Raw genomic sequence first — 26,210 nt, forward strand, 5'->3', positions numbered from 1 at the left:
AGGGGATTTTCGTAATGCGTATTATTCTGCTTGGCGCTCCGGGCGCGGGTAAAGGAACTCAGGCTCAGTTCATCATGGAGAAATACGGTATTCCGCAAATCTCCACCGGCGACATGCTGCGTGCCGCGGTGAAGTCAGGCTCCGAGCTGGGCAAACAGGCGAAAGATATTATGGACGCCGGTAAGCTGGTCACCGACGAACTGGTTATCGCCCTGGTCAAAGAGCGTATTACTCAGGAAGATTGCCGCAACGGTTTTCTGCTGGACGGCTTCCCGCGCACCATTCCGCAGGCTGACGCCATGAAAGAAGCGGGTATCACCGTGGATTACGTGCTGGAATTCGATGTTCCTGACGAACTGATCGTTGACCGCATCATCGGGCGTCGCGTTCACGCAGCTTCCGGCCGCGTTTACCACATCAAATTTAATCCGCCGAAAGTTGAAGGCAAAGACGACGTGACCGGCGAAGAGCTGACCACCCGTAAAGACGACCAGGAAGAGACCGTGCGTAAGCGTCTGGTTGAGTATCATCAGATGACGGCTCCGCTGATCGGCTACTATCAGAAAGAAGCCGAAGCGGGCAATACCCAGTACGCGAAAGTCGATGGCACCAAAGCGGTGGCCGACGTTCGCGTTGAACTGGAAAAAATCCTCGGTTAATTCCGTTAGTTCTCATCCCGCCGCGGCGGGGTGAGAACTCCTCTCATTTTACCTTTTTCTATGATTGGTTCCGTTTAGCGCCATTTCAGCTACAATTGTCAGCGATTCAAATGGTTAAGAGGCGGTAATGCATCAGACGAAAACAGGTATCTTATTAGCCAATTTAGGCACTCCCGATGCGCCCACGCCCGACGCGGTAAAGCGCTATCTACGACAGTTTCTTAGCGATCGGCGCGTGGTGGATACCTCCCGTCTACTGTGGTGGCCGCTGCTGCGCGGCGTGATACTGCCCCTGCGTGCCCCCAGGGTCGCTAAGCTCTATCAGTCCATCTGGATGGAAGATGGCTCGCCGCTGATGGTCTATAGCCAGCAGCAGCGGCAGGCGCTGGCCGCGCGGCTTCCGGATACGCCGGTGGCGCTGGGGATGAGCTACGGTTCGCCGTCGCTGGAGAGCGCGGTTGATGAACTGCTGGAGCAGGGCGTGGATCACATCGTGGTGCTACCGCTCTATCCGCAGTACTCCTGCTCCACCGTGGCGGCGGTCTGGGATGAACTAGGGCGTATCCTTGCCAAAAAGCGCGCCATCCCCGGCATCTCTTTTATTCGCGACTACGCCGATGACGTGGACTATATTCACGCGCTGGCCGCCAGCGTGCGCGCGTCCTTTGCGGTGCACGGTGAGCCAGATTTACTGCTGCTCTCCTATCATGGCATCCCGCAGCGGTACGCCCAGCAAGGGGATACCTATCCTCAGCGCTGCCGCGATACCACCCGTGAGCTGGTTTCAGCCCTGGGGCTGCCACCTGACCGGGTGATGATGACGTTCCAGTCGCGCTTTGGTCGTGAGCCCTGGCTGACGCCCTACACCGACGAAACGTTGAAAATGCTCGGTGAGAAAGGGGTGAAGCATATTCAGGTTATCTGCCCCGGCTTTTCCGCCGATTGCCTGGAGACGCTGGAGGAGATCGCGGTGCAGAACCGGGAAATCTTCCTCGAAGCCGGCGGCCAACAATATGAGTACATTCCGGCGCTTAATGCGGACACCGCGCATATTGAAATGATGGTCAACCTGACGGCGAAATATCGCTGATCGCGCGTGCGGCGGGGAGTATGCTACTATTCCCCGCTTGTTCACTGTCAATAAATCGCCACTATGAAATTTCCCGGTAAACGCAAATCCAAACACTATTTTCCCGTCAACGCTCGCGATCCGCTGCTGCAGCAAATTCAGCCGGACAACGAGTCTAACGTCGCCTGGGTGGTCGGCATCGATCAAACCCTGGTCGATATCGAAGCGAAAGTGGATGAGGCGTTTATCGTACGCTACGGCCTGAGCGCCGGGCATTCGCTGGTGATTGAAGACGATGTCGCCGAAGCGCTGTATCAGGAACTGGTTCGCAACGACCTGATTACCCACCAGTTTGCCGGCGGCACCATCGGTAACACCATGCACAACTACTCGGTGCTGGCGGATGACCGTTCGGTTCTGCTTGGCGTCATGTGCAGCAATATTGAAATCGGCGGCTACGCCTACCGCTACCTGTGCAACACCTCCAGCCGTACCGATCTGAACTACCTGCAGGGGGTGGATGGGGCGATTGGGCGCTGCTTTACGCTGATTAGCGACTCCGGCGAGCGCACCTTTGCGATCAGCCCCGGGCATATGAACAAGCTCCGTCCGGAAAGCATTCCGGAAAGCGTTATCGCCGGCGCCTCCGCGCTGGTGCTGACCTCCTATCTCGTGCGCTGCAAGCCGGGCGAGCCGATGCCGGACGCGACGATGCAGGCCATCGCATATGCGAAAAAGCACGATGTACCAGTGGTCCTGACTCTGGGGACCAAATACGTCATCGCCGATAATCCGGCGTGGTGGCAGGCGTTCCTCAAGGAGCACGTCTCTATTCTGGCGATGAACGAAGAGGAGGCGGAAGCGCTGACCGGATTATCCGATCCGCTGCTGGCCTCCGACAAGGCGCTGGAGTGGGTTGACCTGGTACTGTGCACAGCCGGGCCTGCCGGGCTGTATATGGCCAGTTTTACCGAGGATGAGGCTAAGCGCAAAACGCAGCATCCGCTGCTGCCGGGCGCGATTGCCGAGTTTAACCAGTATGAATTCAGCCGCGCGATGCGCCATCAGGATTGCGAAAATCCGCTGCGTATTTATTCGCATATCGCACCCTATATGGGCGGGCCGGAGAAGATCATGAATACCAACGGCGCGGGCGACGGCGCGCTGGCGGCGCTGCTGCACGATATCACCGCCAATAACTATCATCGCAACAACGTGCCGAACTCCAGCAAGCACAAGTGCAAGTGGCTGACCTATTCATCGCTGGCGCAGGTGTGTAAATACGCTAACCGCGTGAGCTATCAGGTGCTGAACCAGCACTCGCCGCGTCTGACCCGGGGACTGCCGGAGCGTGAAGATAGCCTGGAAGAGGCTTACTGGGATCGCTAAGCGGTAAGTAAAGCCGGCCCCGAGAAGCCGGGGCCGGAAGCATTAACCGGTAATAAGCTCGCCTGCTGGCGGCGTTTCGAGCAGCTGCAGCATGGCGCGGGCGATTTCCCGCTCGCCCATCACCACCTGGTTGGCGCCGCGTTCAACGATATACTCCACTTCATCGTCGTAGTGGGCGCGCGCGATGATCTCGATATTCGGGCACTTCTCGCGCGCGGAAGCCACGATTTCCCCGGCTTCATAGCCGTTAGGGATGGTCAGCAGCAGCCAGCGGGCGCAGTCAAGATGCGCCAGATTCATAATCTCTTCATTGGCGGCGTTGCCTAATACCGCGCGAATACCGCGTGCGCGCAGTTCGTCAACGCGGGTACGCGAGGTTTCGATAACCACCAGCGGCACGCCCTGCGCCATCAGTTTTTCACCGAGCAGGCTCCCGACGCGACCGAAACCGACCAGCAGCGCGTGGTTACAGATATCGACGGGGATCTGTTTCTCATCTTCAAGCACTTCTTCCAGCGTCTGTTCGTCCAGCGTCTCCGTTTTATCGAGATATTTTTCCAGCAGGGTAAACAGGACCGGGTTGAGCATGATGGAGATAATGGCGCCGGCAAGCACCAGGTTTTGCCCCGCCTGCGGCAGTAGATCCAGCGCCATTCCCAGCCCGGCGAGAATAAAGGCAAATTCACCGATTTGCGCCAGGCTGGCGGCAATGGTCAGCGCGGTGCGCGGCGAGTGGCCGAACATTCGTACCAGGAAGAAGGCGGCGGCCGATTTACCGAAAATAATGATGACCAGCGTCGCCAGCACAGCCAGCGGCTGATCGATCAGGATCATCGGGTCAAACAGCATTCCCACGGAAACAAAGAACAGTACGGCGAAGGCGTCGCGCAGCGGCAGGGTATCGTGGGCCGCACGATGGCTGAGCTCGGATTCATTGAGCACCATACCGGCGAAAAAGGCGCCGAGGGCGAAGGAGACGTCAAACAGCTCAACGGCGCCGAAGGCGATGCCGAGCGCTAACGCCAGCACCGACAGCGTAAACAGCTCGCGCGAGCCGGTTGCCGCGCTGCGTGACATAATCCACGGCACCAGGCGGCGGCCGACCAGCATCATAATGGCGATAAAGGCAACGACTTTACCGATGGTAATGCCCATATCGAGGGCCAGGGTAGCCAGGCCAACGTCGCCTTTCTCGGTCATGCCGGCGACCGCCGGCAGCAGCACCAGCGTCAGCACCATCACCAGATCTTCCACAATCAGCCAGCCGATGGCGATTTGCCCCCGCTGGCTATCAATAAGCTGTCGTTCTTCCAGCGCGCGCAGCAGCACCACGGTACTGGCGGTAGAAAGACACAGACCAAAAACGATCCCGGTCATTAACGACCAGCCCAGCATGGCAGAGAGCGCCATACCCAACAGCGTCGCCACGGCGATCTGGGCGATTGCCCCCGGAATAGCGATGGCCTTGACCGCCATCAAATCTTTTAAGGAGAAATGCAGACCCACGCCGAACATCAGCAGGATCACGCCAAGCTCGGCCAGCTCCGGCGCCAGCTTGGTATCAGCAACGAAACCTGGGGTAAAAGGTCCGGCCAGCACGCCCGCTAATAAATATCCCACCAGAGGAGAAATACGTAGCTTATTGGCAATCATGCCGAGAATAAAGGCGAGCACAAGGCCGCCGACAATGGTGGTGATTAGCGGTGTTGCGTGGTGCATTCCGTCTCCTTGCAGTGGTGAGCTGATCCATTTTCGGCATATACCCGTCATACTTCAATTTGCATGGGCGTTGGCTTTCCTCGCTCACCCCAGTCACTTACTTCAGTAAGCTCCAGGGGATTCCCTGCGTCGCCGCCTTCCTGCAACTTGAATTATTTAGGGTATAAAACCAAAAAACCGAATAATAGTTTATGACAATTTCAGCGGTTTTGTTTATGAATAATCGTTGAATTTTGCAGAAAGATGGAATTGGCATGCAAAAAAGCACGGACCGCAAAATGGCAGCAGCTTATGCGGGGTAATGCTGGTGGGGTAAGGGATTGAGGCAGCCAAAGTTACACTTTGGCTGCCGAAGAATCAGGACTTTTGGTGGTTGTTAGGCAGAAATATCGTCAGGATGCCAATCAGTGGCAAGAAAGCGCAGATTTTATAGACCAGCTCGATACTGGTATGGTCAGCTAACAGCCCCAGCACCGCGGCGCCAAGGCCACCCATGCCAAAAGCGAATCCGAAGAACAAACCAGAAACCATGCCAATCCGCCCCGGCAACAGCTCCTGAGCGTAGACCAGAATGGCGGAAAAAGCCGACGCGAGGATAAAACCAATTATCACCGTTAAAATTCCGGTCCATTCCAGCGATGCGTAGGGTAAAACAAGAGTAAACGGCGCTACGCCAAGGATAGAGCCCCAAATAACATATTTTCGCCCAATCTTATCGCCTACAGGCCCGCCAATCACCGTTCCCGCCGCGACGGCAAAAAGGAAAGCAAATAGATGAAACTGTGCGTTTTGCACCGATAATCCAAACTTTTGCATCAGATAAAAGGTGTAATAGCTGCTGATGCTCGCCATATAGAAGTATTTTGAGAAAATCAGCAGCAAAAGAATGCTAACCGCCAGAATGACTTTGTTTTTCGGCAATGGATTGACAATGACCGCTTTGGGTTTACCTTTGTTCATACGGTGCTGAGCGGCATACCAGCGGCTGATCTGCGCCAGCACGACGATCGCCAGCAGCGCCGCCAGGACAAACCAGCCAACGTTACCTTTGCCGTAGGGCGCGATAATCAGGGCCGCAAGCAGCGGGCCTAACGAACTGCCAAAGTTGCCGCCGACCTGGAATATCGACTGCGCCAGGCCATGGCGACCGCCGGAGGCCATTCGCGCCACGCGTGAAGACTCCGGGTGAAAGACCGAAGAGCCGGTACCGACCAGCGCGGCAGCCAGCAGAACCATCCCGAAGCTCCCGGAAATCGCCAGCAGCACCAGACCGCTTAAGGTAAAGCACATGCCTATCGGTAGCGACCACGGCATCGGGTGTTTGTCGGTCAGATAGCCGACGACCGGCTGCAGCAGCGATGAGGCCAGCTGGAAGGTGAGGGTAATCATCCCTATCTGCACAAAGGTCAGCGAAAACTCGGCCTGCAGCAGCGGGTAGATAGCCAGAATAAGCGATTGGATCATATCGTTTAGCAAATGCGAGAGGCTGATAGCGCCGAGAATGCGAAACGAGGTGCGTGCTTTTTGCGGCGCAGCAGCAGGGCCGGATAAGGGTTGTGCGGTCTGATTCATTGCTATAGGTTCGCTTAAGTATTTTTTATAGAGGATGCAGGTGGAATTATTATCTGCCTAACATACCTGCCCCTAAGGTTTGAAGGAAGTCGCAATTCTGAAAACATATTTGTCTAATCGGCTAACTCGCTATACTTTCGGCACTTGTCATTTCGTCAGGGAGAGAAATATGCACTTTATGAAGCAAGGCGTTGCGCTGGCGCTATTCACGGCGTTATCGCTGGGGAGCCTGTCTGCGCAGGCTTATGAGCAGGATAAAACCTATAAAATTACCATCCTGCATACTAACGATCATCATGGCCACTTCTGGCGCAGCGACTACGGCGAATACGGGCTGTCGGCACAAAAAACGCTGGTGGACGGCATTCGCAAAGAGGTGGCGGCAGAGGGCGGCAGCGTGCTGCTGTTATCCGGCGGTGATATCAACACCGGCGTGCCGGAATCCGATTTACAGGACGCGGAACCCGATTTTCGCGGGATGAACCTGATTGGCTATGATGCGATGGCGGTAGGCAATCACGAGTTTGATAACCCCCTTAGCGTACTGCGTCAGCAGGAAAAATGGGCGAAGTTCCCGTTCCTCTCCGCCAATATTTACCAGAAAAGCACCGGCGAGCGTCTGTTTAAGCCGTGGGCGCTGTTCAAACGCGGCGGGCTGAATATTGCGGTTATCGGCCTGACGACCGACGATACGGCCAAAATTGGTAACCCTGAGTTCTTTACGGATATCGAGTTCCGCAAACCGGCGGAAGAGGCCAAACTCGTTATCCAGGAGCTGCAGCAGAATGAAAAACCGGACGTCATTCTGGCCACCACCCACATGGGCCATTATGACAACGGCGCCCACGGCTCGAATGCGCCGGGCGACGTCGAGATGGCGCGCAGCCTGCCGGCAGGTTCGCTGGCGATGATCGTCGGCGGCCACTCGCAGGATCCGGTATGTATGGCCTCTGAGAATAAAAAACAGGTGGATTACGTTCCGGGCAGCCCGTGCGCGCCGGACAAGCAGAACGGTATCTGGATCGTCCAGGCCCATGAGTGGGGCAAATATGTGGGCCGCGCCGACTTCGAATTCCGCAACGGCGAAATGAAGCTGGTGCACTATCAGCTGATCCCGGTCAACCTGAAGAAAAAGGTCACTTACGACAACGGCGAGAGCGAGCGCGTGCTCTATACGCCGCAAATCGCCGAAAATCCGCAGATGCTCTCCCTGCTGACGCCGTTCCAGAATAAGGGCAAAGCGCAGCTGCAGGTCAAAATCGGTAGCGTAAACGCGCACCTGGAGGGCGATCGCAGCAAAGTGCGTTTTGTGCAAACCAATATGGGACGTCTGCTGCTGGCGGCGCAAATGGCGCGCAGCAATGCCGATTTCGCGGTGATGAGCGGCGGCGGCGTGCGTGATTCGATTGAAGCGGGCGATATCACCTATAAAGACGTGATGAAGGTACAGCCTTTCGGCAACGTGCTGGTGTATGTCGATATGAGCGGTAAGGAAGTGACGGAGTATCTGACCGCCGTGGCGCAGATGAAGCCCGATTCTGGCGCCTATCCGCAGTTTGCCAACGTCGGTTTTGTGGCCAAAGACGGTAAGCTTAATAATTTGACTATCAAAGGCGAACCGGTCGATCCGGCGAAGACCTACCGTATGGCGACCCTGAGCTTTAACGCCACCGGCGGCGACGGCTACCCGCATATTGATACTAAGCCCGGCTATGTGAATACCGGCTTTATCGATGCCGAGGTGCTGAAAGAGTATATCCAGAAAAACTCACCGCTTGACGCGGCAGCTTATGAACCGAAAGGCGAGGTCAGCTGGCAGTAATGTCAGAGCAGCGCCCCGGTGGCGCTGCGCTTACCGGGGCGACAGGTCTGAGTGGTTTTGGATTTTGTAGCCTGGACAAGGCGCGTCAGCGCCGCCTCCGGGAGTGTCATCAGACGAAAAACCGTCAATTAATCGCGACGCGCGATATCGGCGAATTTTGCCTCAAGGATCTTCGCCAGATCGCTGGCCGCCAGCTCAATATCCAGCCCGCGTTTGCCGCCGGAAATATAGATGGTGGCAAACGACTGGGCCGGCGCGTCAATCACCGTCGGCAGGCGTTTTTTCTGCCCAAGCGGGCTGATCCCGCCCACCAGATAGCCGGTGACCCGCTGCGCGACCATCGGGTCTGCCATATCGACTTTCTTAGCGCCTAAAGCCTTCGCCACCTTTTTCAAATCCAGCTGACCCGCTACCGGCGTCACCGCGACGGCCAGATGCTTCATGTCGCCGTTGACGGCGACCAGCAGTGTTTTATAGACCTGGTCCGCGTTGAGCCCCAGCTTACGCACCACCTCATCGCCAAAATTGGTTTCGTTCGGATCGTGATCGTAGCTGTGAATGTGAAAACTAATTTTGTTTTTTTCGAGTAATTTTACGGCGGGAGTCATCGTTATCCTTCTTACCAACCGATTTAATGTGACATAAGCATACGCCCGACGGCTGTCTAAAAAATAGTATCATCTTGCGCAATAGTATTGGCAGTGATGGTCACTTTGAGCGACAATCAGACGATCCGGGGCGCGAACCCCGGAATAATAATAATGATGAAATTCCTCTTTGACGGGCCAATAGCAATATTGGCCATTTTTTTACGTTAGCATGTCCGGCAGATTCCCTTCCCCGTACAAATGAAGCGCCCCTACGGCAACCACGTAGCGCCCCGGCGGCAGCGCCAGCAGCGTTTCGCGCCAGGCGAGATTGCGCTGATGCATCAGCACATCATACAGCGACTGGCTAAACGTTGTCGGCAGCGAGGTTGCACCCGTTGACGGCGGCTGCTCCAGCCACCAGCCGATCATCACCTGCAGCAGACGCGCATTCGTGCGCCAGTGGGTGAGGGTATCCTCCAGCAGCGCCAGGCCGCCGTCGGGCAGATCCCGCAGCAGCGCTATCTGGCTGTCGGCTCCCTCCAGCTCCATCACGCGGATATTGCTCTCGCGTGCCGCCATCAGCAGTTGATAATCAATGCCGTAATCCGCCCTTAGGCCCAGTTTTTGCGCCTGAGTCGCCTGCAATACCATCGCCACCTGCCACAGCGGCTGGCTGTCGAACAGGGCGATGGACAGCCCCATTTCTCCCGCCCGCTCTTGCAGTTCAGCAAGCAGGGAGGCGCTCAGGCGTTCCGCCAGCGGCGGACAGGAGGGGAGGTTGCTGAACGGCGTTTCGCTGCCGCTAATATCCGCTTCCACAATCAGCGCATCGGCCTGGCGGATCTTTTTTAATAACCTGGCGGGCGGCGGCGACATGTCGCGGGTGCCCATATGAATACTGCCGACCAGGTGCAGATAGCGCTCGCCGGGAAGCGTGATATCCAGCGCGGGCCAGGAATAAGACGAGCCGACGGCGGCTTGCCACAGCATTTTTATTCGGTTTAACAGGCCCATACGTGCTCCATGAAGTGAAGGCTTCATGCTAGCGCGTATGGGATACAACATCTACTCTTTCGGCTTATAGCGCAGCAGGCGGTTGGCGTTGCTCACGACGGTAATCGAAGAGAGCGCCATGGCCGCGCCCGCCACCACCGGGTTGAGCAGCGTTCCGGTCAGCGGCCACAGGATCCCGGCGGCAATCGGAATGCCCAGCGAGTTATAAACAAATGCCCCCAGCAGGTTCTGCTTCATATTACGCAGCGTGGCTTTGGCGATGTCCAGCGCATCGGCAACGCCGTTCAGGCTATGGCGCATCAGGGTAATCGCCGCCGTCTCAATGGCGACATCGCTGCCGCCGCCCATGGCGATCCCCACATCGGCCTGCGCCAGCGCGGGCGCATCGTTGATACCGTCGCCGATCATCGCCACCTGATGCCCTTCGCTTTGCAGGCGCTTAATCGCATCGGCTTTCCCGTCCGGCAGCACCCCGGCAATCACCTCATCAATGCCCGCCTCTTTGGCGATAGCTTTGGCGGTGGTGGGGTTATCTCCGGTCAGCATCACCAGACGATAGCCCTGGCGGTGCAGCCTGGCTAATGCCGCCACGCTATCTTCGCGCAGCGGATCGCGGATGGCGAACAGCGCCGCCGCCTGACCATCCACCGCCAGCAGCACCGGCGTGGCACCCTGTGACGCCTGGGCGGTCATGTCGTCTTCTATTTCAGCCGTTGCAATCTTGTGCTCATTAAGCAGCGCCTGGTTGCCGAGCAGCAGACGGCGGCCTTCGGCTTCGCCGCTGACTCCCAGCCCGCGCAGCGTGCGGAAGTTTTCTACCGCAGGCAGGCGTTGGTCCGCGGCTTTGTCGAGAATGGCGCGCGCCAGCGGGTGGCTGGAACCTTGCTCCAGAGACGCCGCCAGACGCAGAGCGGTGGACTCATCCATGGCGGTAAAGGTTTTTATCGCCACCACCTGCGGTTTACCCTCGGTCAGGGTACCGGTTTTATCAAAGACCAGCGTATCGAGGGTGCTGGCGCGCTGCAGCGCATCGGCGTCGCGCACCAGTACGCCGTACTCCGCCGCGCGGCCCACGCCGGAGATAATCGACATCGGCGTTGCCAGCCCCAGGGCGCACGGACAGGCGATAATCAGCACCGTGGTGGCGATCACCAGGGTATAGACAATTTGCGGCGCCGGGCCAAAAAAGTACCAGATCGCGGCGCTGAACAGGGCTATCGCCACGACCGCCGGGACGAACACGGCGGAGATTTTGTCCGCCAGCTGGCCGATTTCAGGTTTACTGCTCTGCGCCTGGCGCACCATGCGGATAATGCGCGCCAGGGTGGTTTGACTGCCGACGGCGCTGGCGGTAAACAGTACGCTGCCGTCCTGCACTACGGTCCCGGCATGAACGGCGTCACCGTCGCCTTTTTGCTGGGGCACCGGCTCGCCGGTGAGCATCGCTTCATCGAACCAGGCTTCGCCCTGGCTAATGACGCCGTCGACCGGTACGCGATCGCCGGTGGTCAGACGCAGGATCATTCCCGCCTGAACCTCAGCCAGCGGCAGATCTTTTTCGCCTTCGTCGGTGACCACCCTCGCTGACGGCGGGGTTAAATCGAGCAGTTTTTCCAGCGCTTTCGAAGAGCGCTGGCGCGCGCGGGCTTCCAGCATATGGCCGAGGTTAATCAGACCGATAATCATCGCGCTGGCTTCATAATAAAGGTGGCGGGCTTCCATCGGAAACCACTGCGGCCACAGGTTGACGCTCATTGAATAGAGCCAGGCGACGCCGGTACCCAGCGCTACCAGCGTATCCATGGTCGCGGTGCCGTTTTTCAGGCTTTTCCACGCGCTGCGGTAGAAATGGCCGCCGGCAAAGACCATCACCGCCAGGGTGACAACACCGATAGCCAGCCACAGGGAGCGGTTATCATCGCTGACCATCATATTGTCGCCGATCATTCCCCAGCCCATGGCCGGGATACCGACCAGCAGGGCGACGATAGCCTGCCAGCGGAAGCGCTTCATTGTGGCGACGGCGGTTTCCTGCTGGCGCTCGCGGCGCTCGAGGTCGTCTTCGATAGCTTCCGCGCCGTAGCCCGCTTTCTCTACGGCCTGGACTAATTCTGCGGCGGACGCGCTGCCCATAACCAGCGCAGTGCGTTCCGCCAGGTTGACCCGCGCCTGCGAGACGCCCGGCACCGCGGCGAGCGCGTGTTGTACCCGGGATACGCAGCTGGCGCAGCTCATGCCGTTGATTAACAGCTGCTGGCTGTCATCTTCGTCACGGGCTGCCGGAAGCTCAGAGGTGGCCGCTGTCAGCGCTTCCGGCGGGATTGATGATTCTGCCAGCGGTTTAGCCTTTGGGTGGCTGAGCTCCGCGCCGTATCCGGCCTGTTTAATGGTCTCAATCAGCGCTTCCGCGCTGGCGCTGCCCGTGACGTGGGCTTCGGTAACGGTGACTTCCGCCTGCTCAACGTCGGGACGCTGCTCCAGACTCTCTTTCACCCGTTTAACGCAGTGGCCGCAGGAGAGGCCATCAAGCGCGAGGTCGATAGTGGTAGACATACATAACTCCTGAATAAATTTCCGGTTAATGATTGACCGAACACACTCTTTCATCGAGTATTAACAAGGTTAAACCTTCCAGCAAGGGGAAGGTCAAGGGGGAAAGATGAATATTAGCGATGTGGCGAAAAAGACCGGTTTAACCAGCAAAGCGATCCGTTTTTACGAGGAGAAGGGGCTGGTGACGCCGCCGCTGCGTAGCGAAAACGGCTACCGCAGCTACAGCCAGCAGCATCTGGATGAACTGACCCTGCTGCGCCAGGCGCGCCAGGTGGGGTTTAATCTGGAAGAGTGTCGCGAGCTGATATTCCTGTTCAACGATCCCTCGCGGCACAGCGCCGACGTGAAACGCCGGACGCTGGAGAAAGTCGCGGAAATTGAGCGGCATATCAGCGAGCTGCAGGGCATGCGTACGCAGCTGCTGGCGCTGGCGGACTCCTGCCCCGGCGATGACAGCGCGGATTGCCCGATCATCGATAATCTCTCAGGCTGCTGTCACCGCAAAGTCCAGGCCTAGCGGCCGTTAGGGAGCTCCCTGACCCGCAGCGTAATCCCCTCGACGGCGACCACTTCAACCTTGCTGCCCGCCGCGAGGTCGTCATCGGCAATGACCGGCCATGAACTGTCGCCCACGCGGACGTGTCCGCGGCCGTTAACCAGCGCCGTTTCCAGCGTAAAGCGGCGGCCAAGCAGCTGCTGCCCGCGCTGATTAAGCTGAGCGTCCGCCGGCTTCTGGCGCTTAACGCGGTTACGCAGCCAGCGCGACCACAGCCAGGCCGCCAGCAGGGTCAGGACGGCGAACAGCGTACCCTGCCACTCCCAGCTCAACGGCAGCATCCAGACCAGCAGCCCGGTTACGACGCCGGCAATGCCGCTCCACAGCAGATAACCGTTGCCGCCGAGCATTTCCGCCGCCAGCAGCAGCCCGCCGAGGCTGAGCCAGAAAATATGCGGGTGGGCGAGAATCAGCGCGATCATGATTTTTTCTGCGCGCCAGCGCCTTCTTTAAGCAGCTCGCCGATCCCGGCGATGGAGCCCATCAGGCTGCTGGCGTCGAGCGGCATCAGCACCACTTTGCTGTTGTTGGCCGCGCCAATTTGCTGCAGCGCATCGGTATATTTCTGCGCGACAAAGTAGTTGATGGCCTGAATGTCGCCGGAGGCGATAGCGGATGAGACCATCTGCGTAGCGCGCGCTTCCGCTTCCGCGGAACGTTCGCGCGCCTCTGCCTGTAAAAACGCCGACTGACGCTCGCCTTCGGCTTTGAGGATCTGCGACTGCTTCTCGCCCTCGGCTTTTAAAATTTCCGCCTGACGTATCCCTTCGGCCTCGAGAATATAGGCGCGCTTGGTTCGCTCGGCTTTCATCTGGGCGTTCATGGAGGCGATAAGCTCCGCCGGCGGGCGTACGTCGCGGATCTCAACGCGGGTGATTTTGATGCCCCACGGGTTGGTCGCTTCATCGACAATATGCAGCAGGCGGGTGTTGATGCTGTCGCGCTGGGAGAGCATTTCGTCCAGCTCCATGGAGCCCAGCACGGTACGAATGTTGGTCATGGTCAGGTTGATAATCGCCAGCTCGAGGTTGCTGACTTCATAGGCAGCTTTCGGCGCGTCGATAACCTGAATAAAGCACACCGCATCAATGGTGACGTTGGCGTTATCGCGCGAAATCACCTCCTGCGAAGGGATATCGAGCACCTGCTCCATCATATTAATTTTGCGCCCGATACGATCCATAAAGGGCACCACCAGGCTCATCCCCGGCTGCAGCGTTTGCGTATAGCGGCCAAAGCGCTCTACCGTCCACTGGTAGCCCTGAGGAACGATTTTTACCGCCGCTCCGACGATAACCAGCGCGACGAAAATAAGAATGGGGATAAAAATCAGCATCAAAAACCTCCTGTCTTGTTGCCTGTTGATGCGCCGGGAGAGTGGCGCGCGTTTAACCAGAGTATATCTTTCCGCGCATCCGGGTGAAAGAAAAGTGGAGTAAACTAGAGGCGTTGTCGAAAAACTGGGAATAATAATGACCGAAAGTAACGCTATTTTGCGCCTGGACAATGTGGGTTTTCAGGCCGATGGAGTGACCATCCTTAATGAGATGAGTTTTCAGCTCAGGGCAGGGGAATTTAAGCTGATTACCGGCCCTTCCGGCTGCGGAAAAAGCACGTTATTAAAAATAATCGCTTCGCTGCTGAGCCCCACCGCGGGAAGCATTTTCTTCGCCGGTAAAAACATTAATGACTTAACGCCGGAAACCTATCGTCAGCAGGTTTCCTACTGCGCGCAAACCCCGGCGCTGTTCGGCGATTCAGTGTATGACAACCTGGTCTTCCCGTGGCAGATCCGTCATCAACAGCCGGATCCCAACGCGCTGGTCGCCGATCTGCTGCGCTTCGGGCTGGCGGAGAATACGCTGGAAAAGTCAATCAATGAACTTTCGGGCGGGGAAAAGCAGCGCGTTTCGTTGATTCGCAATCTGCAGTTTTTACCGCAGGTGTTGCTGCTCGATGAAATTACCAGCGCGCTGGACGAGAGCAATAAAAAAAACGTGAATGAGATTATCCATCGCTACACGACCGAAAAAAATATCGCCGTTCTGTGGGTCACTCACGATAGCAATGAAATTGCCCATGCCGATGAAGTGATTACCCTAAAGCCTGCCGGCGGAAAAGCGCAGGAGGAGAAAAAAAATGAACGGGCATAATATTACTAACGAATCGCTGGCGCTCTCCATGGTTCTGGTGCTGGTGGCGATCGTCGTCAGCTACCGGGAAAAGCTGGCGCTGGAAAAAGATATTATCTGGAGTATCTGCCGGGCGATTGTGCAACTGATTATCGTCGGCTATGTGCTGAAATATATCTTTAACGTTAATCACGCCGTGCTGACGCTGCTGATGGTGCTGTTTATCTGCTTTAACGCGGCGTGGAATGCGAAAAAGCGCAGCAAATATATCGATAAAGCCTTTGTTTCTTCGTTTATCGCGATAACCACCGGCGCCGGATTAACCCTGGCGGTGCTGGTTTTTTCCGGATCGATTGCGTTTGTGCCGATGCAGGTGATTCCGATTGCCGGGATGGTGGCCGGTAACGCGATGGTGGCGGTCGGGCTGTGCTACAACAACATGGGGCAGCGTTTCAGCAGCGAGCAGCAGCAGATCCAGGAGAAGCTGAGCCTGGGCGCGACGCCGAAGATGGCTTCTGCAAGGCTTATCCGCGATAGCATTCGCGCCGCGCTGATCCCGACGGTAGATTCGGCGAAAACGGTGGGGCTGGTGAGCCTGCCGGGGATGATGTCGGGGCTGATTTTCGCCGGGATTGATCCGGTAAAAGCGATTAAGTACCAGATTATGGTGACGTTTATGCTGCTGTCGACCGCCAGCCTGTCAACGATTATCGCCGGGTATCTGACCTACCTGAAGTTCTTTAATGCTCGCCATCAGCTGGTGGTGACGCAGCTGAAAAAACGCGCGTAAGTTTTTCCCCGGAGGCGGCGCTGAACGCGCCTGCCCGGGCTACCGTCCCGCTGACGGCGGAGAACCTGTAGCCCGGCTAAGCGCAGCGCGAGCCGGGTTTTTTACGATTAATAAAGCAGAGAGTAGAGCTGGCGGCGGTACTTCGCGGCCAGCGCGTCGCCGGTGCCGAGGGCGGAGAGGATCTCCTGCAGCAGCTTGCGAACCTCGCCGTTTCCGGCGCCTAAATCTTTTTGCAGATGGCTGAACAGCAGCGCCAGCGCCTCTTCGTTACGCCCCACCTGATGCAGCTGTAATGCCAGCTGGGAGGCCAGCGCCGCGTCTTCCGGGTTCTGCTCTACCTGCTGCTGCAGCTGCTGAATTTCCGGCGTGTCGGCGGCTTTTTTCAGCAGCTCGATCTGCGCCACCAGTCCCTGATAGCGGGTATCCTGATCCTGCAGCGGCACGGTTTTCAGCACCGTTTCCGCTTCATCGGAACGGTGCAGGGCAATCAGCGTTTCCGCCAGCAGCAGGCCAATCTGGCTCTCCTGGTTCGACAGCTGCCAGGCGTCTTTCAGCAGCGGCAGCGCTTCGGCGTAGTTCTCTTCCTCCATCAGCGCCAGCGCCTGCTGCGCTTTGAGCTCCTCTTCGCGCGGCAGGAACTTATCCAGCAGCGCGCGCACCGCTTCTTCCGGCTGCGGGCCTTCGAAGCCGTCGACCGGCTGACCGTTCTGGAACAGGTAAACCGTAGGGATTGCGCGCAGGCCAAACTGCGAAGCCAGCATTTGTTCGGCATCGCAGTCAACTTTAGCGAGGGTAAACAGGCCGTTGTACTGTGCGGCGAGGCTCTCCAGCACCGGCGTCAGCTGCTCGCAATGTTGGCTGCGCGCGGACCAGAAATAGAACAGTACCGGCGTTGTCGCGGACTGCTGTAGCGTCTGGTGTAGGTTAGCTTCGGTAATATTGACAATATTCTGTGCGGACATGAGCAAGTCTCTTTGATCGATATTTGTATAGATATATGGGGACGACGGCTGGCGCTTCAACTTAGCCCTGGATAATTTTGTCCATCGCGCGGGTCGGCAGCAGGCGTTTCAGCAGGGCGACCGCATGCGCCACCAGAGTGACCGGGTAGCGCAGCTTCGGTTTATCGCTGACAAAAGCATGGCGCACTTTTTCCACCACCGCTTCCGGCCCGAGAGTAAAGCGGGCGGCGATGCCGGGGTTTTCCACCGGCTTATCGGCCTGGGTCTGGTTGACGTTGTTGGTGAAGCGGGTGTGGATCGGGCCCGGCTCAATCAGGATGACCTTAATTCCGCTGTGGCGCAGCTCCATGCGCAGCGCGTCGGACCAGGCTTCCAGCGCGAATTTGCTGGCGGCATAGGCGCCGCGGCCGGGGCTGGAGATAATTCCCATCACCGATGAGGTCATCACGATACGCCCTTCGCCGTGCGGCTCCATTGCCGGAAGCAGCAGCATCGTTAGCTGATGGGCGCCGAAAAAGTTGGCGGAAAACTGCTGCTCCATCTGCCGGCGGCTGATGGTCGGCAGCGGGCCGTAGACGCCGTAGCCCGCGTTGTTAAACAGGCCGTACAGGCGGTTGTCGGTCAGGGCAATCACCTCGGCGGCGGCGCGTTCAACGCTCTGCGGATCGTCAAGATCCAGCAACACACCGGTCAGCCCCAGCTCCTGCATCCGTGCGACATCTTCCGCTTTGCGGCAGGCGGCCAGCACGTTAAAGCCCTGGCGCTTTAAATCAAGGGCGCTTTCAAGACCAATTCCGCTGGAACATCCTGTAACTAAAACCGATTTTTGCATAACTTTACCTGCAAATGACTCGCTGTTATCAGGAGTCATGATTAACTAAGGGAGCCAAACGCGTCGCCATCCAGTCGGCGATAAACGGCTGGGCGTCGCGATTAGGGTGAATTCCATCGTCCTGCATCCACTGCGGTTTCAGATAAACCTCTTCCATAAAAAAGGGCAGCAGAGGAATATCAAACTCTTTGGCCAGTGCCGGATAAATTGCGCTAAAGGCTTCATTATAACGGCGGCCATAGTTGGCGGGCAGGCGAATTTGCATCAGCAGCGGCTGGGCGTTCGCCGCTTTGATATGCTCAATAATGGTACGCAGCGTCTGCTCCGTCTGCTGCGGCGGGAAACCGCGCAGCCCGTCGTTACCGCCCAGCTCTACCAGCACCCAGCGCGGCTGATGCTGCTTAAGCAGAGCCGGCAGCCTTGCCAGCCCCTGCTGCGAGGTATCGCCGCTGATGCTGGCGTTAACCACCGGCGTTTTGGTCTGCCACTTATCGTTAAGCAGCGCAGGCCAGGCGGTATTGCCCGCCATGCGATAACCGGCGCTCAGACTGTCGCCGAGAACCAACAGCGTGTCGGCCGCCATCGCGCGGCAGGTAAACAGGACCAGAAACAGGAAAGGCAAATGCCAGCGGAAAACATACTTGAAGTTCATCATCTTAAGAAATCCGTCGGTCAGGGTGAGCATCAGCTTTCCATCCTTACCGGAGTTGAGCTGGTTGTCAAACAGGGGCAGACCATCGCCCTGATTGGCGAGTCGGGGTCCGGTAAATCGACGCTGCTGGCGATCCTCGCCGGGCTTGACGACGGCAGCAGCGGGGAGGTTTCGCTGCTCGGACAGCCGCTGCACCAGATGGACGAAGAGGCGCGGGCGAAGCTGCGCGCTAAGCACGTCGGCTTTGTGTTTCAATCTTTTATGCTGATACCCACCCTCAATGCGCTGGAAAACGTTGAGCTTCCGGCGCTGCTGCGCGGCGAAAGCGATAGCCAGAGCCGCGGCAGCGCCCGGGCGCTGCTGGAGCAGCTGGGGCTGGGCAAACGCCTGCATCACCTGCCGGTACAGCTCTCCGGCGGCGAGCAGCAGCGGGTCGCGCTGGCGCGCGCGTTTAACGGCCGCCCGGAGCTGCTGTTCGCCGATGAACCCACCGGCAACCTCGACCGTCACACCGGGGATAAAATCGCCGACCTGCTGTTCTCGCTGAACCGCGAGCACGGCACCACGCTGATCCTCGTCACCCACGACCCGCTGCTGGCGGCGCGCTGCGACCGACGGCTGAGGCTGGTGGATGGCCAGCTGCGGGAGGAAGCATGATCGCCCGCTGGTTCTGGCGCGAATGGCGCTCGCCGTCGCTGCTGATCGTCTGGCTGGCGCTGAGCCTGGCGGTGGCCTGCGTGCTGGCGCTGGGCTCGATAAGCGACCGCATGGAGAAAGGACTCAGCCAGCAGAGCCGGGAATTTATGGCCGGCGACCGCACGCTGCGCAGCTCGCGCGAAGTCCCAGGCGCATGGATTGACGAAGCGCGTCGCCTTGGTTTAACCGTCGGCGAACAGCTGAGCTTCGCCACTATGACGTTTTCCGGCGATACGCCGCAGCTGGCGGACGTCAAAGCGGTTGACGACACCTATCCGCTATATGGTCAGCTGCAGACCCAGCCGCCGGGGCTGAAGCCGCACGCCGGCACCGTACTGCTGGCGCCGCGATTAATGGCGCTGCTGAATCTGAAAACCGGCGACACCATCGACGTGGGCGACGCCACGCTGCGCATCGCCGGCGAGGTGATACAGGAGCCGGATGCCGGATTTAACCCCTTCCAGATGGCGCCGCGGCTGATGATGAATACCGCAGACGTGGCGAAAACCGGCGCGGTGCAGCCCGGTAGCCGCGTCTCCTGGCGCTATAAGTATGCCGGAACCCCTCAGCAGCTGACGGACTACGAAAAGTGGCTGCTGCCGAAGCTGGGGCCTGAACATCGCTGGATCGGCCTGGAGCAGGACGACAGCGCGCTGGGTAAATCGCTGGAGCGCTCGCAGCAGTTTTTGCTGCTGTCGGCGCTGTTAACGCTGCTGCTGGCGGTCGCCGCGGTGGCGGTGGCGATGAGTCATTACTGCCGCAGTCGTTACGATCTGGTGGCGATCCTTAAAACCCTCGGCGCCGGGCGGGCGCAGCTGCGCAAGCTGATTGTCGGCCAGTGGTTGATGCTGCTGGCGCTGGCGGTGGTCGCCGGCGGGGCGATGGGCGTCGGGCTGGAGCATATTCTGCTGCTGATGCTTAAGCCGGTGCTCCCGGCGGCGCTGCCGGCGGCGAGCGGCTGGCCGTGGCTGTGGGCGATCGGCGCGATGGTGGTGATTTCCCTGCTGGTCGGGCTGCGTCCTTATAGACTGCTGCTGGCGACGCTGCCGCTGCGGGTGCTGCGCCAGGATGTCGTCGCCAACGTCTGGCCGCTGACGTTCTATATTCCAGTGGTGTGCGCGGTGGTGGTAGCCCTGCTGGCGCTGCTGATGGGCGGCAGCCCCCTGCTATGGGCGGTGCTGGCGGGCGCCGTGGTGCTGGCGCTGCTGTGCGGCCTGGCGGGATGGGGCGTTCTGTGGCTACTGAAGCGTTTGACGTTAAAAGCGCTGCCGCTGCGCCTGGCGGTGAACCGTCTGCTGCGTCAGCCGTGGTCGACCCTGAGCCAGCTGGCGGCCTTTTCGCTGTCGTTTATGCTGCTGGCGCTGCTGCTGGTGCTGCGCGGCGATCTGCTTGACCGCTGGCAGCAGCAGCTGCCGCCGGAAAGTCCTAACTATTTCCTGATTAACATCGCGCCGGAGCAGGTGGTGCCGGTGAAAACCTTCCTCGCCGAACATCAGACCCGCGCCACCGAGTTCTACCCCATCGTGCGCGCCCGCCTGACGCAAATTAACGGTCAGGTGACGGAGGGCAATAAAGATGAAGCCCTGAACCGGGAGCTTAACCTCACCTGGAGCCGCGAGCGTCCGGATCATAATCCGCTGGTTGCCGGTAGCTGGCCGCCGAAGGCGGGCGAGGTGTCGATTGAAGAGGGGCTGGCGCAGCGTCTGGGCGTCAAGCTCGGCGATAGCGTGACCTTTACCGGGGATACTCAGGATTTTAGCGCGAAGGTGTCCAGCGTGCGTAAAGTCGACTGGGAGAGCCTGCGGCCGAACTTCTTCTTTATCTTCCCGCAGGGGGCGCTCGACGGCCAGCCGCAAAGCTGGCTGACCAGCTTCCGCTGGGATAACGGCAACGGGATGCTCACGCAGCTCAACCGCGAATTCCCCACCGTCAGCCTGCTGGATATCGGCGCGATTTTGCAGCAGATTGGCCAGGTGCTGACCCAGGTAAGCCGCGCGCTTGAGGTGATGGTGATTCTGGTGACCGCCTGCGGCGTTTTGCTGCTGCTGGCGCAGGTACAGGTCGGGATGCGTCAGCGTTATCAGGAGCTGGTGGTCTGGCGCACGCTGGGGGCCGGGAAGTCTCTGCTGCGCACCACGCTGTGGGCGGAGTTCGCGCTGCTGGGCGTGGTGTCCGGCGTCGTGGCGGCGATTGGCGCTGAGGTGGCGCTGGCGCTGCTGCAAAGCAAAATCTTTGACTTCCCGTGGTCTCCGGACTGGCGGCTGTGGGTGATGCTGCCGCTGTGCGGGGCGATACTGCTGTCGCTGTGCGGCGGCTGGCTGGGGCTGCGTCTGCTGAAAGGTAAGGCGTTGTTCCGCCAGTTTAGTCAGGGATAGGGTTAGCTATGTAGCCCGGGTAAGGCGTTATCCGCCACCCGGGGGTTTCACTGTATGCGGGAAAGTAGCCCGGGTAAGGCGTCAGCCGCAACCCGGGGGGTACCCGGTACGGATGCGCGTTGCTATTGCAGATGACCGTGGTTCAGCGCGGTGAGCGGCTCATTAACGTCGAAAATTTTGCAGATAACCTCGTTTACGCCGAGAGATTTCAGGCGCGCGGTGTGCTTGTTGAGATAAGCGAGCGCGGTTTCTTCATTCGCAAAAAGATAGATCCCGCCCGCCTCCTGATTTTTTTCGCTTTCCGTCCAGACCTTCCAGATAAACCCCGGCTCCTGATTGATGGACTCGGCCAGCTCCACGAGTTGACGGGACATCTCGCTGCCGAAGGGACCGTTAAAGGCAAAGTGCAGCTGCAGTAGTTTTTTCGACATACTTCCTCCATGGATGATGTTTGCGCGGTAATAGACCATTTTAATGACATGGCGATGAAAAGATAACCACAGTTTTTTTAATGGCACAAAATGGTAAGTCACTGATTTTTAACCGCACGAAACATTAAAAACTCAACAACACGCCATACTCGATCGCAGTTAATATTCAACTGGCAAATATAAGGTTGCTTATTAATCAAGGAAAAAGTATGGCACATAAAATAAAAGCGCTGGCGATAACGATCGGCGCAGCCCTGGCGTTAACCTCTTTTGCATCCCAGGCGGAAATTACGCTTTTAAAACAAGATCCGCAGGCGGGCGACCCGTTAAGCCGGCTTAATTTCACCGTCGGCGGGAGTATCCGTCCCCAGTTCAACATGATGTCCGGCGACGGAGACAAAGGCTCTTATAAACGTAACGGCTTCGATGGCGGTACCCGTTTCCGCTTCGCCGCCGACTACTATCTGTTCGATGATATTAGCTGGATCAGCTACTACGAGCTGGGCGTCAATATTCCGGCGCTTTTCGACTGGGATAACCACTACGCCGAAGGCGCGAATAACACCAGCCGCCGTATGCTCTATACCGGTCTGAAAAGCGATACCTGGGGGACGTTAACCTACGGTCAGCAGAACAGCGTTTATTACGACGTGGTCGGGGTAAAAACCGATATCTGGGATTACGACATGATAGGCCAGGCGCCGGGTAACGGCATCAACGGCGACTACGATGGCTCCTACCGCTCACGCAATATGCTGAAATATAAGAAAACCGTTGGTGATGTCGATCTTTACGCCTCTTATCTGTTTGAGGACAGCGAATATCTGCCGGGCAACGGCCTGCGCTACAAGCGTAAAGGCGGCGGCTCCATCGGCGCCGATTACCACATCATGAAGGATTTGACCTGGGGCGCAGCGTGGAACTATACCCGCGCCGATATGCGTAACCCCTCCAGTTCAGACAGCAAATCATACGATCAGAATATCGTCGGTACCGCGCTAAGCTGGACGCCGGATAACTGGACCTTCTCCTTCGGCGGCGGCTGGTATCAGAACTTCCTGACCACCAAAAAAACCGATGTTCATAACTACTTCGCGGGCGATGCCTGGGGTATTGAGTACTTTGCCGGTTATAAATTCCCGATTGGTCAGTATGCGGTGAAATCTATTCAGCCGTACTTTATGGGCGACCGCCTGCAGTACGTGAACGGCCGCAACTATCAGCGGATTGATAACGGCGTCGGCGTGAGCTTCCAGCTGGATTATGGTTTCCGCGTTGACTATGAACACGTCTTCACGTCGAGCACCGACAACCTGGGCGATATGAACCTGGTGCGTCTGCGCTACGACTTCTAAGCGCTGACACTTCCTCGGTGACGCTGCGCTTACCGGGGCTACAGGTTCACCGCCGTCTGCGGACCCGTAGCCCGGCTAAGGCGTTTACGCCGCAAGCCGGGACAGGAGAGGATGTGATTACTCCGCCAGCCAGGCGGCGACGTCCTGCCAGCTGCCGCGAAAAATAACCTTCTCCGCTTTTTTGCCGAGCTGGTAGCGGTACATCGGATCGTAATACTCGTTCAGCAGGGGAATCAGCCAGCTGAAGTGGGCTTCGGTGCTGGCGGTTCGCTGCTGCTCAAGCAGAGCTTCATCAAGCCGGGCGGTGAGCTGGGCAAAACGCTGTAACCCGAGGCGGCGGCGGATTGCGAACAGACCATGATGCAGATATTCGCTATACGCCTGCCAGCCTTGCTCTTCGCCGTAGGCCGCCAGGAAATCATGATGCATGCGCGCAAAATACTCTTCCCGCAGCCGTTCAAGACGGACAGCGAACGGATCTTCCACCACCGCCAGCGGCGACTGCGCCATGCGAAGGCGCATGCACTCCGGCAGGTGATTGGCGCCAATCATATGCCCCTCATCCTCCAGCACCCAGCGCGTCTGCTGCCCTGACTTTTTGAGCATTGCCACGGCCAGGTGATTTTCAAAGGTTGCCTGCTGATGCTGCTCCTGCAGGGTTCGGCCAAATGAAGAGCCGCGGTGATGGGCGAGCCCTTCGAGATCGATACCGTCCGGTTGAGCGCCGACCAGCTGGGTTTTACCGTTACCGGTACAGCCGCCGATCAGCACGATAGGGCGCTGCACCAGCTCTTCGGTAAGCTGTATCGCCGCCTGGCGCAGCGCTTTGTAGCCGCCGACGATCAGCGGGTAATCCACGCCCGCTTCCTTCAGCCACTGCTGGACGATATGTGAACGCTGGCCGCCGCGAGCGCAGCACAGGTAGCCCTCGGGATAGCGCGCGCAGGCCTCTTTCCAGGCGGCGAGGCGGCGGGCGCGAATCTCGCCGTTGACCAGCTGATGGCCCAGCGCGAGGGCGGCGTCCGGCCCCTGACGCTTATAGCAGGTGCCGACGGCGGCGCGCTCGTCATCGTTCATCAGCGGCAGGTTGATCGCCGCGGGCATGGCGCTTTGCCTGAATTCAACCGGGGCGCGTACGTCAATCAGCGGCGTATCGCTGGCGAGAATCTGCCGAATATTCTGTGGTACTAATTCCATCATTTAAACCGTTAAGCCATTCAGACGCGTCGCTCGACGCGATAATTCCTCTATTGTACGCGGTGAGCGCCCTGCTGAATTGATTTTTCACGGTGTATCGCTGAATAGCGTCAGGAATGGCTGGATTTAAGCATCCGTGGGGCTGGCGAGTTGGGTAGCCCGGCTAAGGCGCAGCGCGCCGCAAGCCGGGATAAAGGAGAGAGGATTACGCCAGCTGCGCCTGCGCCCAGAAGATACCGCTGGCATATTCCGGCGGCAGCAGCGGCTTCAGCGCTTCCAGCGTCGCGCTCAGGCGGTCGGTATCGCTGTCGGTCAGGTTCAGGTGGCCGAGTTTACGACCCGGACGTACCTCTTTGTCGTACCAGTGCAGATGCACCAGCGGCAGCTTCAGCCAGTCATAGTTCAGATCGGTACCGATCAGGTTGATCATCACCGACGGGCTGTTCACCACCGGCGGCGGCAGCGGCAGATCGGTAATCGCCCGCAGATGCAGCTCGAACTGGCTAATAGAGGCGCCGTTTTGCGTCCAGTGGCCGCTGTTGTGCACGCGAGGCGCCAGTTCGTTAATCAGCAGGCCATCAGCGGTGACGAAACACTCCATCGCCATCACGCCAACGTAGCCCAGCTCATGCATGATCGCCGACAGCATCTGCTCCGCCTGCGCCTGCTGGCGGGCGTTGGCCTGCGGAAAAGCGACGCTGGCGCGTAAAATACCGTCCTGATGCAGGTTGCGGGTCAGTGGATAGAAGACCGTGCTGCCGTCCCGGGCGCGAGCGCCGACCAGCGACACCTCGCCGGAGAAGTTAATCCCCTGCTCAACGATACACTCGCCGTAGTTATCCTCCGGCAGCTGCGCGGTTTCATTTTCCCGCAAACGCCACTGGCCGCGGCCATCGTAGCCGCCGACGCGGCGCTTAACGATAGCCAGCTCCCCGAGGCGGGCGAATACCGCAGGCCATTCCCTTTTATCCGCCAGAAGCTGCCACGGCGCGGTGGCGAGCGCCAGCTTATCGAACAGCTGCTTTTGCGTCAGGCGGTCGGCGATTATCGGGAAAACGTCGCGGTTAACGAAGGCGGAATGACGCGCCAGCTCGCGGGTCAGCGCCGTTTCCGGCCAGCGTTCAATCTCTGCGGTAATCACGCTTTGCTGTACCGGCACCGCTTCCGGGTCGGCTTCCAGACCGACCGGCCAGACCGCAATACCCAGCGGCTCGCCGGCCTGGCGCAGCATCCGGCCTAGCTGGCCGTTGCCGAGAACGCAAACCTGCTTCATACCGCACCCCGCGGATCCGGGTTATCCAGCACGTCATCGGTTTGCGCCTGGCGCCAGGCGCTGAGGCGCTGGTGCAGTTCCGCATCGTGCTGGGCGAGGATCTGCGCCGCCAGCAGGGCGGCGTTGGCGGCCCCGGCTTTGCCGATGGCCAGCGTACCCACCGGGATGCCGCGCGGCATCTGGACGATGGAGTAGAGGCTGTCTACGCCGCTCAGCGCCGCGCTCTGAACCGGCACGCCTAACACCGGCACCAGCGTTTTCGCCGCAATCATGCCCGGCAGGTGCGCCGCGCCGCCGGCACCGGCAATAATCACCTGAAAACCGTTTTCTTCCGCGCCTTCGGCGAAGCTGAACAGCTTATCGGGCGTGCGGTGGGCGGAGACCACTTCGACATGGTACGGAACGTTCAGGGCATCAAGGATTTCTGCGGTAAACTGCATGGTAGCCCAGTCGCTTTTGGACCCCATCACGATGGCGATACGCGCCGAATTATTGCGGGAAGACATGCGTCTTAAAACTCCTGTGGGTGTGTTTCACACTGCTTTAGAGGCCACAGAGAATAGCATGAACTC

Annotated in this window: 24 protein-coding genes; 10 read left to right on the plus strand and 14 right to left on the minus strand. The window is 58.7% G+C overall.

Translation table 11 applies throughout. From position 1 onward, the window contains the following. The first annotated feature begins 14 nt into the window (after positions 1 to 14). The 3 genes from adk (at position 15) to ABLU88_RS13655 (ending at position 3,117) form a co-directional block, all read left to right on the plus strand. Complete coding sequence (gene adk, locus ABLU88_RS13645; protein WP_004848363.1) at positions 15 to 659, plus strand: adenylate kinase; 645 nt, start codon at positions 15 to 17, stop codon at positions 657 to 659. 127 nt (positions 660 to 786) lie between these two features. Continuing rightward, positions 787 to 1,749 carry a ferrochelatase gene (gene hemH / locus ABLU88_RS13650; RefSeq protein ID WP_004129953.1) on the plus strand — a complete coding sequence of 321 codons (963 nt, stop codon included), beginning with the start codon at positions 787 to 789 and terminating at the stop codon, positions 1,747 to 1,749. Between the two features lie 63 nt (positions 1,750 to 1,812). Next, positions 1,813 to 3,117: an inosine/guanosine kinase gene (locus ABLU88_RS13655; protein WP_004137947.1), complete on the plus strand. Its 1,305-nt coding sequence runs from the start codon at positions 1,813 to 1,815 to the stop codon at positions 3,115 to 3,117. A 42-nt stretch (positions 3,118 to 3,159) separates the two neighbouring features. Here the strand turns inward: ABLU88_RS13655 and ybaL are convergent, their stop codons facing one another. Both ybaL and ABLU88_RS13665 read right to left on the minus strand, forming a co-directional pair. Beyond that, positions 3,160 to 4,836: a YbaL family putative K(+) efflux transporter gene (gene ybaL / locus ABLU88_RS13660; RefSeq protein WP_014228214.1), complete on the minus strand. Its 1,677-nt coding sequence runs from the start codon at positions 4,834 to 4,836 to the stop codon at positions 3,160 to 3,162. 357 nt (positions 4,837 to 5,193) lie between these two features. Next, the gene (locus ABLU88_RS13665; RefSeq protein ID WP_004848370.1) at positions 5,194 to 6,414 is read right to left on the minus strand and encodes an MFS transporter; all 1,221 of its coding nucleotides are present in this window, start codon (positions 6,412 to 6,414) and stop codon (positions 5,194 to 5,196) included. 163 nt (positions 6,415 to 6,577) lie between these two features. Between ABLU88_RS13665 and ushA the strand changes: the two genes are divergently transcribed. Then, a complete protein-coding gene (gene ushA / locus ABLU88_RS13670) occupies positions 6,578 to 8,230 on the plus strand; it encodes a bifunctional UDP-sugar hydrolase/5'-nucleotidase UshA (protein ID WP_032748309.1) in 1,653 nt (550 codons plus the stop codon). Between the two features lie 128 nt (positions 8,231 to 8,358). Here the strand turns inward: ushA and ybaK are convergent, their stop codons facing one another. The 3 genes from ybaK to copA form a co-directional block, all read right to left on the minus strand. Further along, a complete protein-coding gene (ybaK, locus tag ABLU88_RS13675; RefSeq protein ID WP_014228216.1) occupies positions 8,359 to 8,838 on the minus strand; it encodes a Cys-tRNA(Pro)/Cys-tRNA(Cys) deacylase YbaK in 480 nt (159 codons plus the stop codon). A 201-nt stretch (positions 8,839 to 9,039) separates the two neighbouring features. After that, positions 9,040 to 9,834: a TraB/GumN family protein gene (locus ABLU88_RS13680; protein ID WP_014228217.1), complete on the minus strand. Its 795-nt coding sequence runs from the start codon at positions 9,832 to 9,834 to the stop codon at positions 9,040 to 9,042. 51 nt (positions 9,835 to 9,885) lie between these two features. Then, positions 9,886 to 12,387: a copper-exporting P-type ATPase CopA gene (copA, locus tag ABLU88_RS13685; protein WP_348836726.1), complete on the minus strand. Its 2,502-nt coding sequence runs from the start codon at positions 12,385 to 12,387 to the stop codon at positions 9,886 to 9,888. Positions 12,388 to 12,493: 106 nt separating this feature from the next. On the opposite strand from copA, the gene cueR reads away from it, so the two are divergent. Further along, positions 12,494 to 12,904 (plus strand): Cu(I)-responsive transcriptional regulator, encoded by a 411-nt coding sequence (gene cueR, locus ABLU88_RS13690; protein ID WP_004099697.1) that lies wholly within the window; start codon positions 12,494 to 12,496, stop codon positions 12,902 to 12,904. On the opposite strand, the gene ABLU88_RS13695 is transcribed toward cueR, so the two are convergent. Then, positions 12,901 to 13,365, minus strand: a complete 465-nt coding sequence (locus ABLU88_RS13695; protein WP_348836728.1) for an NfeD family protein — start codon at positions 13,363 to 13,365, stop codon at positions 12,901 to 12,903. The two genes, cueR and ABLU88_RS13695, sit on opposite strands and share 4 nt — an antisense overlap. Beyond that, positions 13,362 to 14,279 (minus strand): SPFH domain-containing protein, encoded by a 918-nt coding sequence (locus ABLU88_RS13700; RefSeq protein WP_004129981.1) that lies wholly within the window; start codon positions 14,277 to 14,279, stop codon positions 13,362 to 13,364. The genes ABLU88_RS13695 and ABLU88_RS13700 overlap by 4 nt, the downstream gene beginning before the upstream one ends. 136 nt (positions 14,280 to 14,415) lie before the next feature. On the opposite strand from ABLU88_RS13700, the gene fetA reads away from it, so the two are divergent. Together fetA and fetB are read left to right on the plus strand one after the other, a co-directional pair. Next, on the plus strand, positions 14,416 to 15,096 hold the full coding sequence (fetA, locus tag ABLU88_RS13705; protein WP_004848402.1) for an iron ABC transporter ATP-binding protein FetA: 681 nt from the start codon (positions 14,416 to 14,418) through the stop codon (positions 15,094 to 15,096). Next, the gene (gene fetB, locus ABLU88_RS13710) at positions 15,083 to 15,865 is read left to right on the plus strand and encodes an iron export ABC transporter permease subunit FetB (protein ID WP_004129987.1); all 783 of its coding nucleotides are present in this window, start codon (positions 15,083 to 15,085) and stop codon (positions 15,863 to 15,865) included. Before fetA ends, fetB begins: the two co-directional genes overlap by 14 nt. A 107-nt stretch (positions 15,866 to 15,972) precedes the next feature. On the opposite strand, the gene ABLU88_RS13715 is transcribed toward fetB, so the two are convergent. From ABLU88_RS13715 to tesA, 3 genes are all read right to left on the minus strand, one after another. Beyond that, entirely contained in the window at positions 15,973 to 16,827 is an 855-nt protein-coding gene (locus ABLU88_RS13715; RefSeq protein ID WP_014228228.1) for a co-chaperone YbbN, read from the minus strand. Positions 16,828 to 16,888: 61 nt separating this feature from the next. After that, positions 16,889 to 17,698, minus strand: a complete 810-nt coding sequence (locus ABLU88_RS13720; protein ID WP_161505845.1) for an SDR family oxidoreductase — start codon at positions 17,696 to 17,698, stop codon at positions 16,889 to 16,891. Then, on the minus strand, positions 17,688 to 18,311 hold the full coding sequence (gene tesA / locus ABLU88_RS13725) for a multifunctional acyl-CoA thioesterase I/protease I/lysophospholipase L1 (RefSeq protein ID WP_014228230.1): 624 nt from the start codon (positions 18,309 to 18,311) through the stop codon (positions 17,688 to 17,690). Before tesA ends, ABLU88_RS13720 begins: the two co-directional genes overlap by 11 nt. Between tesA and ybbA the strand changes: the two genes are divergently transcribed. Both ybbA and ybbP read left to right on the plus strand, forming a co-directional pair. Further along, positions 18,282 to 18,968 (plus strand): putative ABC transporter ATP-binding protein YbbA, encoded by a 687-nt coding sequence (gene ybbA, locus ABLU88_RS13730; RefSeq protein ID WP_004099723.1) that lies wholly within the window; start codon positions 18,282 to 18,284, stop codon positions 18,966 to 18,968. The genes tesA and ybbA overlap by 30 nt on opposite strands. Further along, a complete protein-coding gene (gene ybbP, locus ABLU88_RS13735) occupies positions 18,965 to 21,382 on the plus strand; it encodes a putative ABC transporter permease subunit YbbP (protein WP_348836730.1) in 2,418 nt (805 codons plus the stop codon). Before ybbA ends, ybbP begins: the two co-directional genes overlap by 4 nt. Positions 21,383 to 21,504: 122 nt before the next feature. On the opposite strand, the gene ABLU88_RS13740 is transcribed toward ybbP, so the two are convergent. Continuing rightward, a complete protein-coding gene (locus ABLU88_RS13740; RefSeq protein WP_014228233.1) occupies positions 21,505 to 21,813 on the minus strand; it encodes a monooxygenase in 309 nt (102 codons plus the stop codon). A gap of 209 nt (positions 21,814 to 22,022) precedes the next feature. On the opposite strand from ABLU88_RS13740, the gene ABLU88_RS13745 reads away from it, so the two are divergent. Continuing rightward, positions 22,023 to 23,168 carry a porin gene (locus tag ABLU88_RS13745; RefSeq protein WP_004130005.1) on the plus strand — a complete coding sequence of 382 codons (1,146 nt, stop codon included), beginning with the start codon at positions 22,023 to 22,025 and terminating at the stop codon, positions 23,166 to 23,168. A 117-nt stretch (positions 23,169 to 23,285) separates the two neighbouring features. Here ABLU88_RS13745 and mnmH read toward each other — a convergent pair whose 3' ends face one another. The 3 genes from mnmH to purE all read right to left on the minus strand — a co-directional run bounded on the left by mnmH (position 23,286) and on the right by purE (position 26,144). Then, positions 23,286 to 24,365: a tRNA 2-selenouridine(34) synthase MnmH gene (gene mnmH, locus ABLU88_RS13750; protein ID WP_348836755.1), complete on the minus strand. Its 1,080-nt coding sequence runs from the start codon at positions 24,363 to 24,365 to the stop codon at positions 23,286 to 23,288. A gap of 205 nt (positions 24,366 to 24,570) precedes the next feature. Then, a complete protein-coding gene (purK, locus tag ABLU88_RS13755) occupies positions 24,571 to 25,638 on the minus strand; it encodes a 5-(carboxyamino)imidazole ribonucleotide synthase (protein ID WP_348836732.1) in 1,068 nt (355 codons plus the stop codon). Continuing rightward, complete coding sequence (gene purE, locus ABLU88_RS13760; RefSeq protein ID WP_348836734.1) at positions 25,635 to 26,144, minus strand: 5-(carboxyamino)imidazole ribonucleotide mutase; 510 nt, start codon at positions 26,142 to 26,144, stop codon at positions 25,635 to 25,637. The genes purK and purE overlap by 4 nt, the downstream gene beginning before the upstream one ends. Between the last annotated feature and the right edge of the window lie 66 nt (positions 26,145 to 26,210).

This window comes from Klebsiella sp. GW_Kp182 (genome assembly GCF_040062275.1).
In the GTDB taxonomy this organism is placed as follows: domain Bacteria; phylum Pseudomonadota; class Gammaproteobacteria; order Enterobacterales; family Enterobacteriaceae; genus Klebsiella; species Klebsiella michiganensis.

What these genes read in the sequence shown, in the direction of transcription:
- cueR (WP_004099697.1), top strand. Translation starts at nt 12,494, where the DNA reads ATGAATATTAGCGATGTGGCGAAAAAGACCGGTTTAACCAGCAAAGCG.
- ABLU88_RS13745 (WP_004130005.1), top strand. Translation starts at nt 22,023, where the DNA reads ATGGCACATAAAATAAAAGCGCTGGCGATAACGATCGGCGCAGCCCTG.
- ybaL (WP_014228214.1), bottom strand. Translation starts at nt 4,836, where the DNA reads ATGCACCACGCAACACCGCTAATCACCACCATTGTCGGCGGCCTTGTG.
- ABLU88_RS13715 (WP_014228228.1), bottom strand. Translation starts at nt 16,827, where the DNA reads ATGTCCGCACAGAATATTGTCAATATTACCGAAGCTAACCTACACCAG.
- purK (WP_348836732.1), bottom strand. Translation starts at nt 25,638, where the DNA reads ATGAAGCAGGTTTGCGTTCTCGGCAACGGCCAGCTAGGCCGGATGCTG.
- ABLU88_RS13700 (WP_004129981.1), bottom strand. Translation starts at nt 14,279, where the DNA reads ATGCTGATTTTTATCCCCATTCTTATTTTCGTCGCGCTGGTTATCGTC.
- mnmH (WP_348836755.1), bottom strand. Translation starts at nt 24,365, where the DNA reads ATGGAATTAGTACCACAGAATATTCGGCAGATTCTCGCCAGCGATACG.
- purE (WP_348836734.1), bottom strand. Translation starts at nt 26,144, where the DNA reads ATGTCTTCCCGCAATAATTCGGCGCGTATCGCCATCGTGATGGGGTCC.
- ABLU88_RS13680 (WP_014228217.1), bottom strand. Translation starts at nt 9,834, where the DNA reads ATGGGCCTGTTAAACCGAATAAAAATGCTGTGGCAAGCCGCCGTCGGC.
- hemH (WP_004129953.1), top strand. Translation starts at nt 787, where the DNA reads ATGCATCAGACGAAAACAGGTATCTTATTAGCCAATTTAGGCACTCCC.
- ushA (WP_032748309.1), top strand. Translation starts at nt 6,578, where the DNA reads ATGCACTTTATGAAGCAAGGCGTTGCGCTGGCGCTATTCACGGCGTTA.
- fetA (WP_004848402.1), top strand. Translation starts at nt 14,416, where the DNA reads ATGACCGAAAGTAACGCTATTTTGCGCCTGGACAATGTGGGTTTTCAG.
- ybbP (WP_348836730.1), top strand. Translation starts at nt 18,965, where the DNA reads ATGATCGCCCGCTGGTTCTGGCGCGAATGGCGCTCGCCGTCGCTGCTG.
- ybbA (WP_004099723.1), top strand. Translation starts at nt 18,282, where the DNA reads ATGCCAGCGGAAAACATACTTGAAGTTCATCATCTTAAGAAATCCGTC.
- ABLU88_RS13740 (WP_014228233.1), bottom strand. Translation starts at nt 21,813, where the DNA reads ATGTCGAAAAAACTACTGCAGCTGCACTTTGCCTTTAACGGTCCCTTC.
- adk (WP_004848363.1), top strand. Translation starts at nt 15, where the DNA reads ATGCGTATTATTCTGCTTGGCGCTCCGGGCGCGGGTAAAGGAACTCAG.
- tesA (WP_014228230.1), bottom strand. Translation starts at nt 18,311, where the DNA reads ATGAACTTCAAGTATGTTTTCCGCTGGCATTTGCCTTTCCTGTTTCTG.
- ybaK (WP_014228216.1), bottom strand. Translation starts at nt 8,838, where the DNA reads ATGACTCCCGCCGTAAAATTACTCGAAAAAAACAAAATTAGTTTTCAC.
- ABLU88_RS13720 (WP_161505845.1), bottom strand. Translation starts at nt 17,698, where the DNA reads ATGACTCCTGATAACAGCGAGTCATTTGCAGGTAAAGTTATGCAAAAA.
- copA (WP_348836726.1), bottom strand. Translation starts at nt 12,387, where the DNA reads ATGTCTACCACTATCGACCTCGCGCTTGATGGCCTCTCCTGCGGCCAC.
- ABLU88_RS13655 (WP_004137947.1), top strand. Translation starts at nt 1,813, where the DNA reads ATGAAATTTCCCGGTAAACGCAAATCCAAACACTATTTTCCCGTCAAC.
- ABLU88_RS13695 (WP_348836728.1), bottom strand. Translation starts at nt 13,365, where the DNA reads ATGATCGCGCTGATTCTCGCCCACCCGCATATTTTCTGGCTCAGCCTC.
- fetB (WP_004129987.1), top strand. Translation starts at nt 15,083, where the DNA reads ATGAACGGGCATAATATTACTAACGAATCGCTGGCGCTCTCCATGGTT.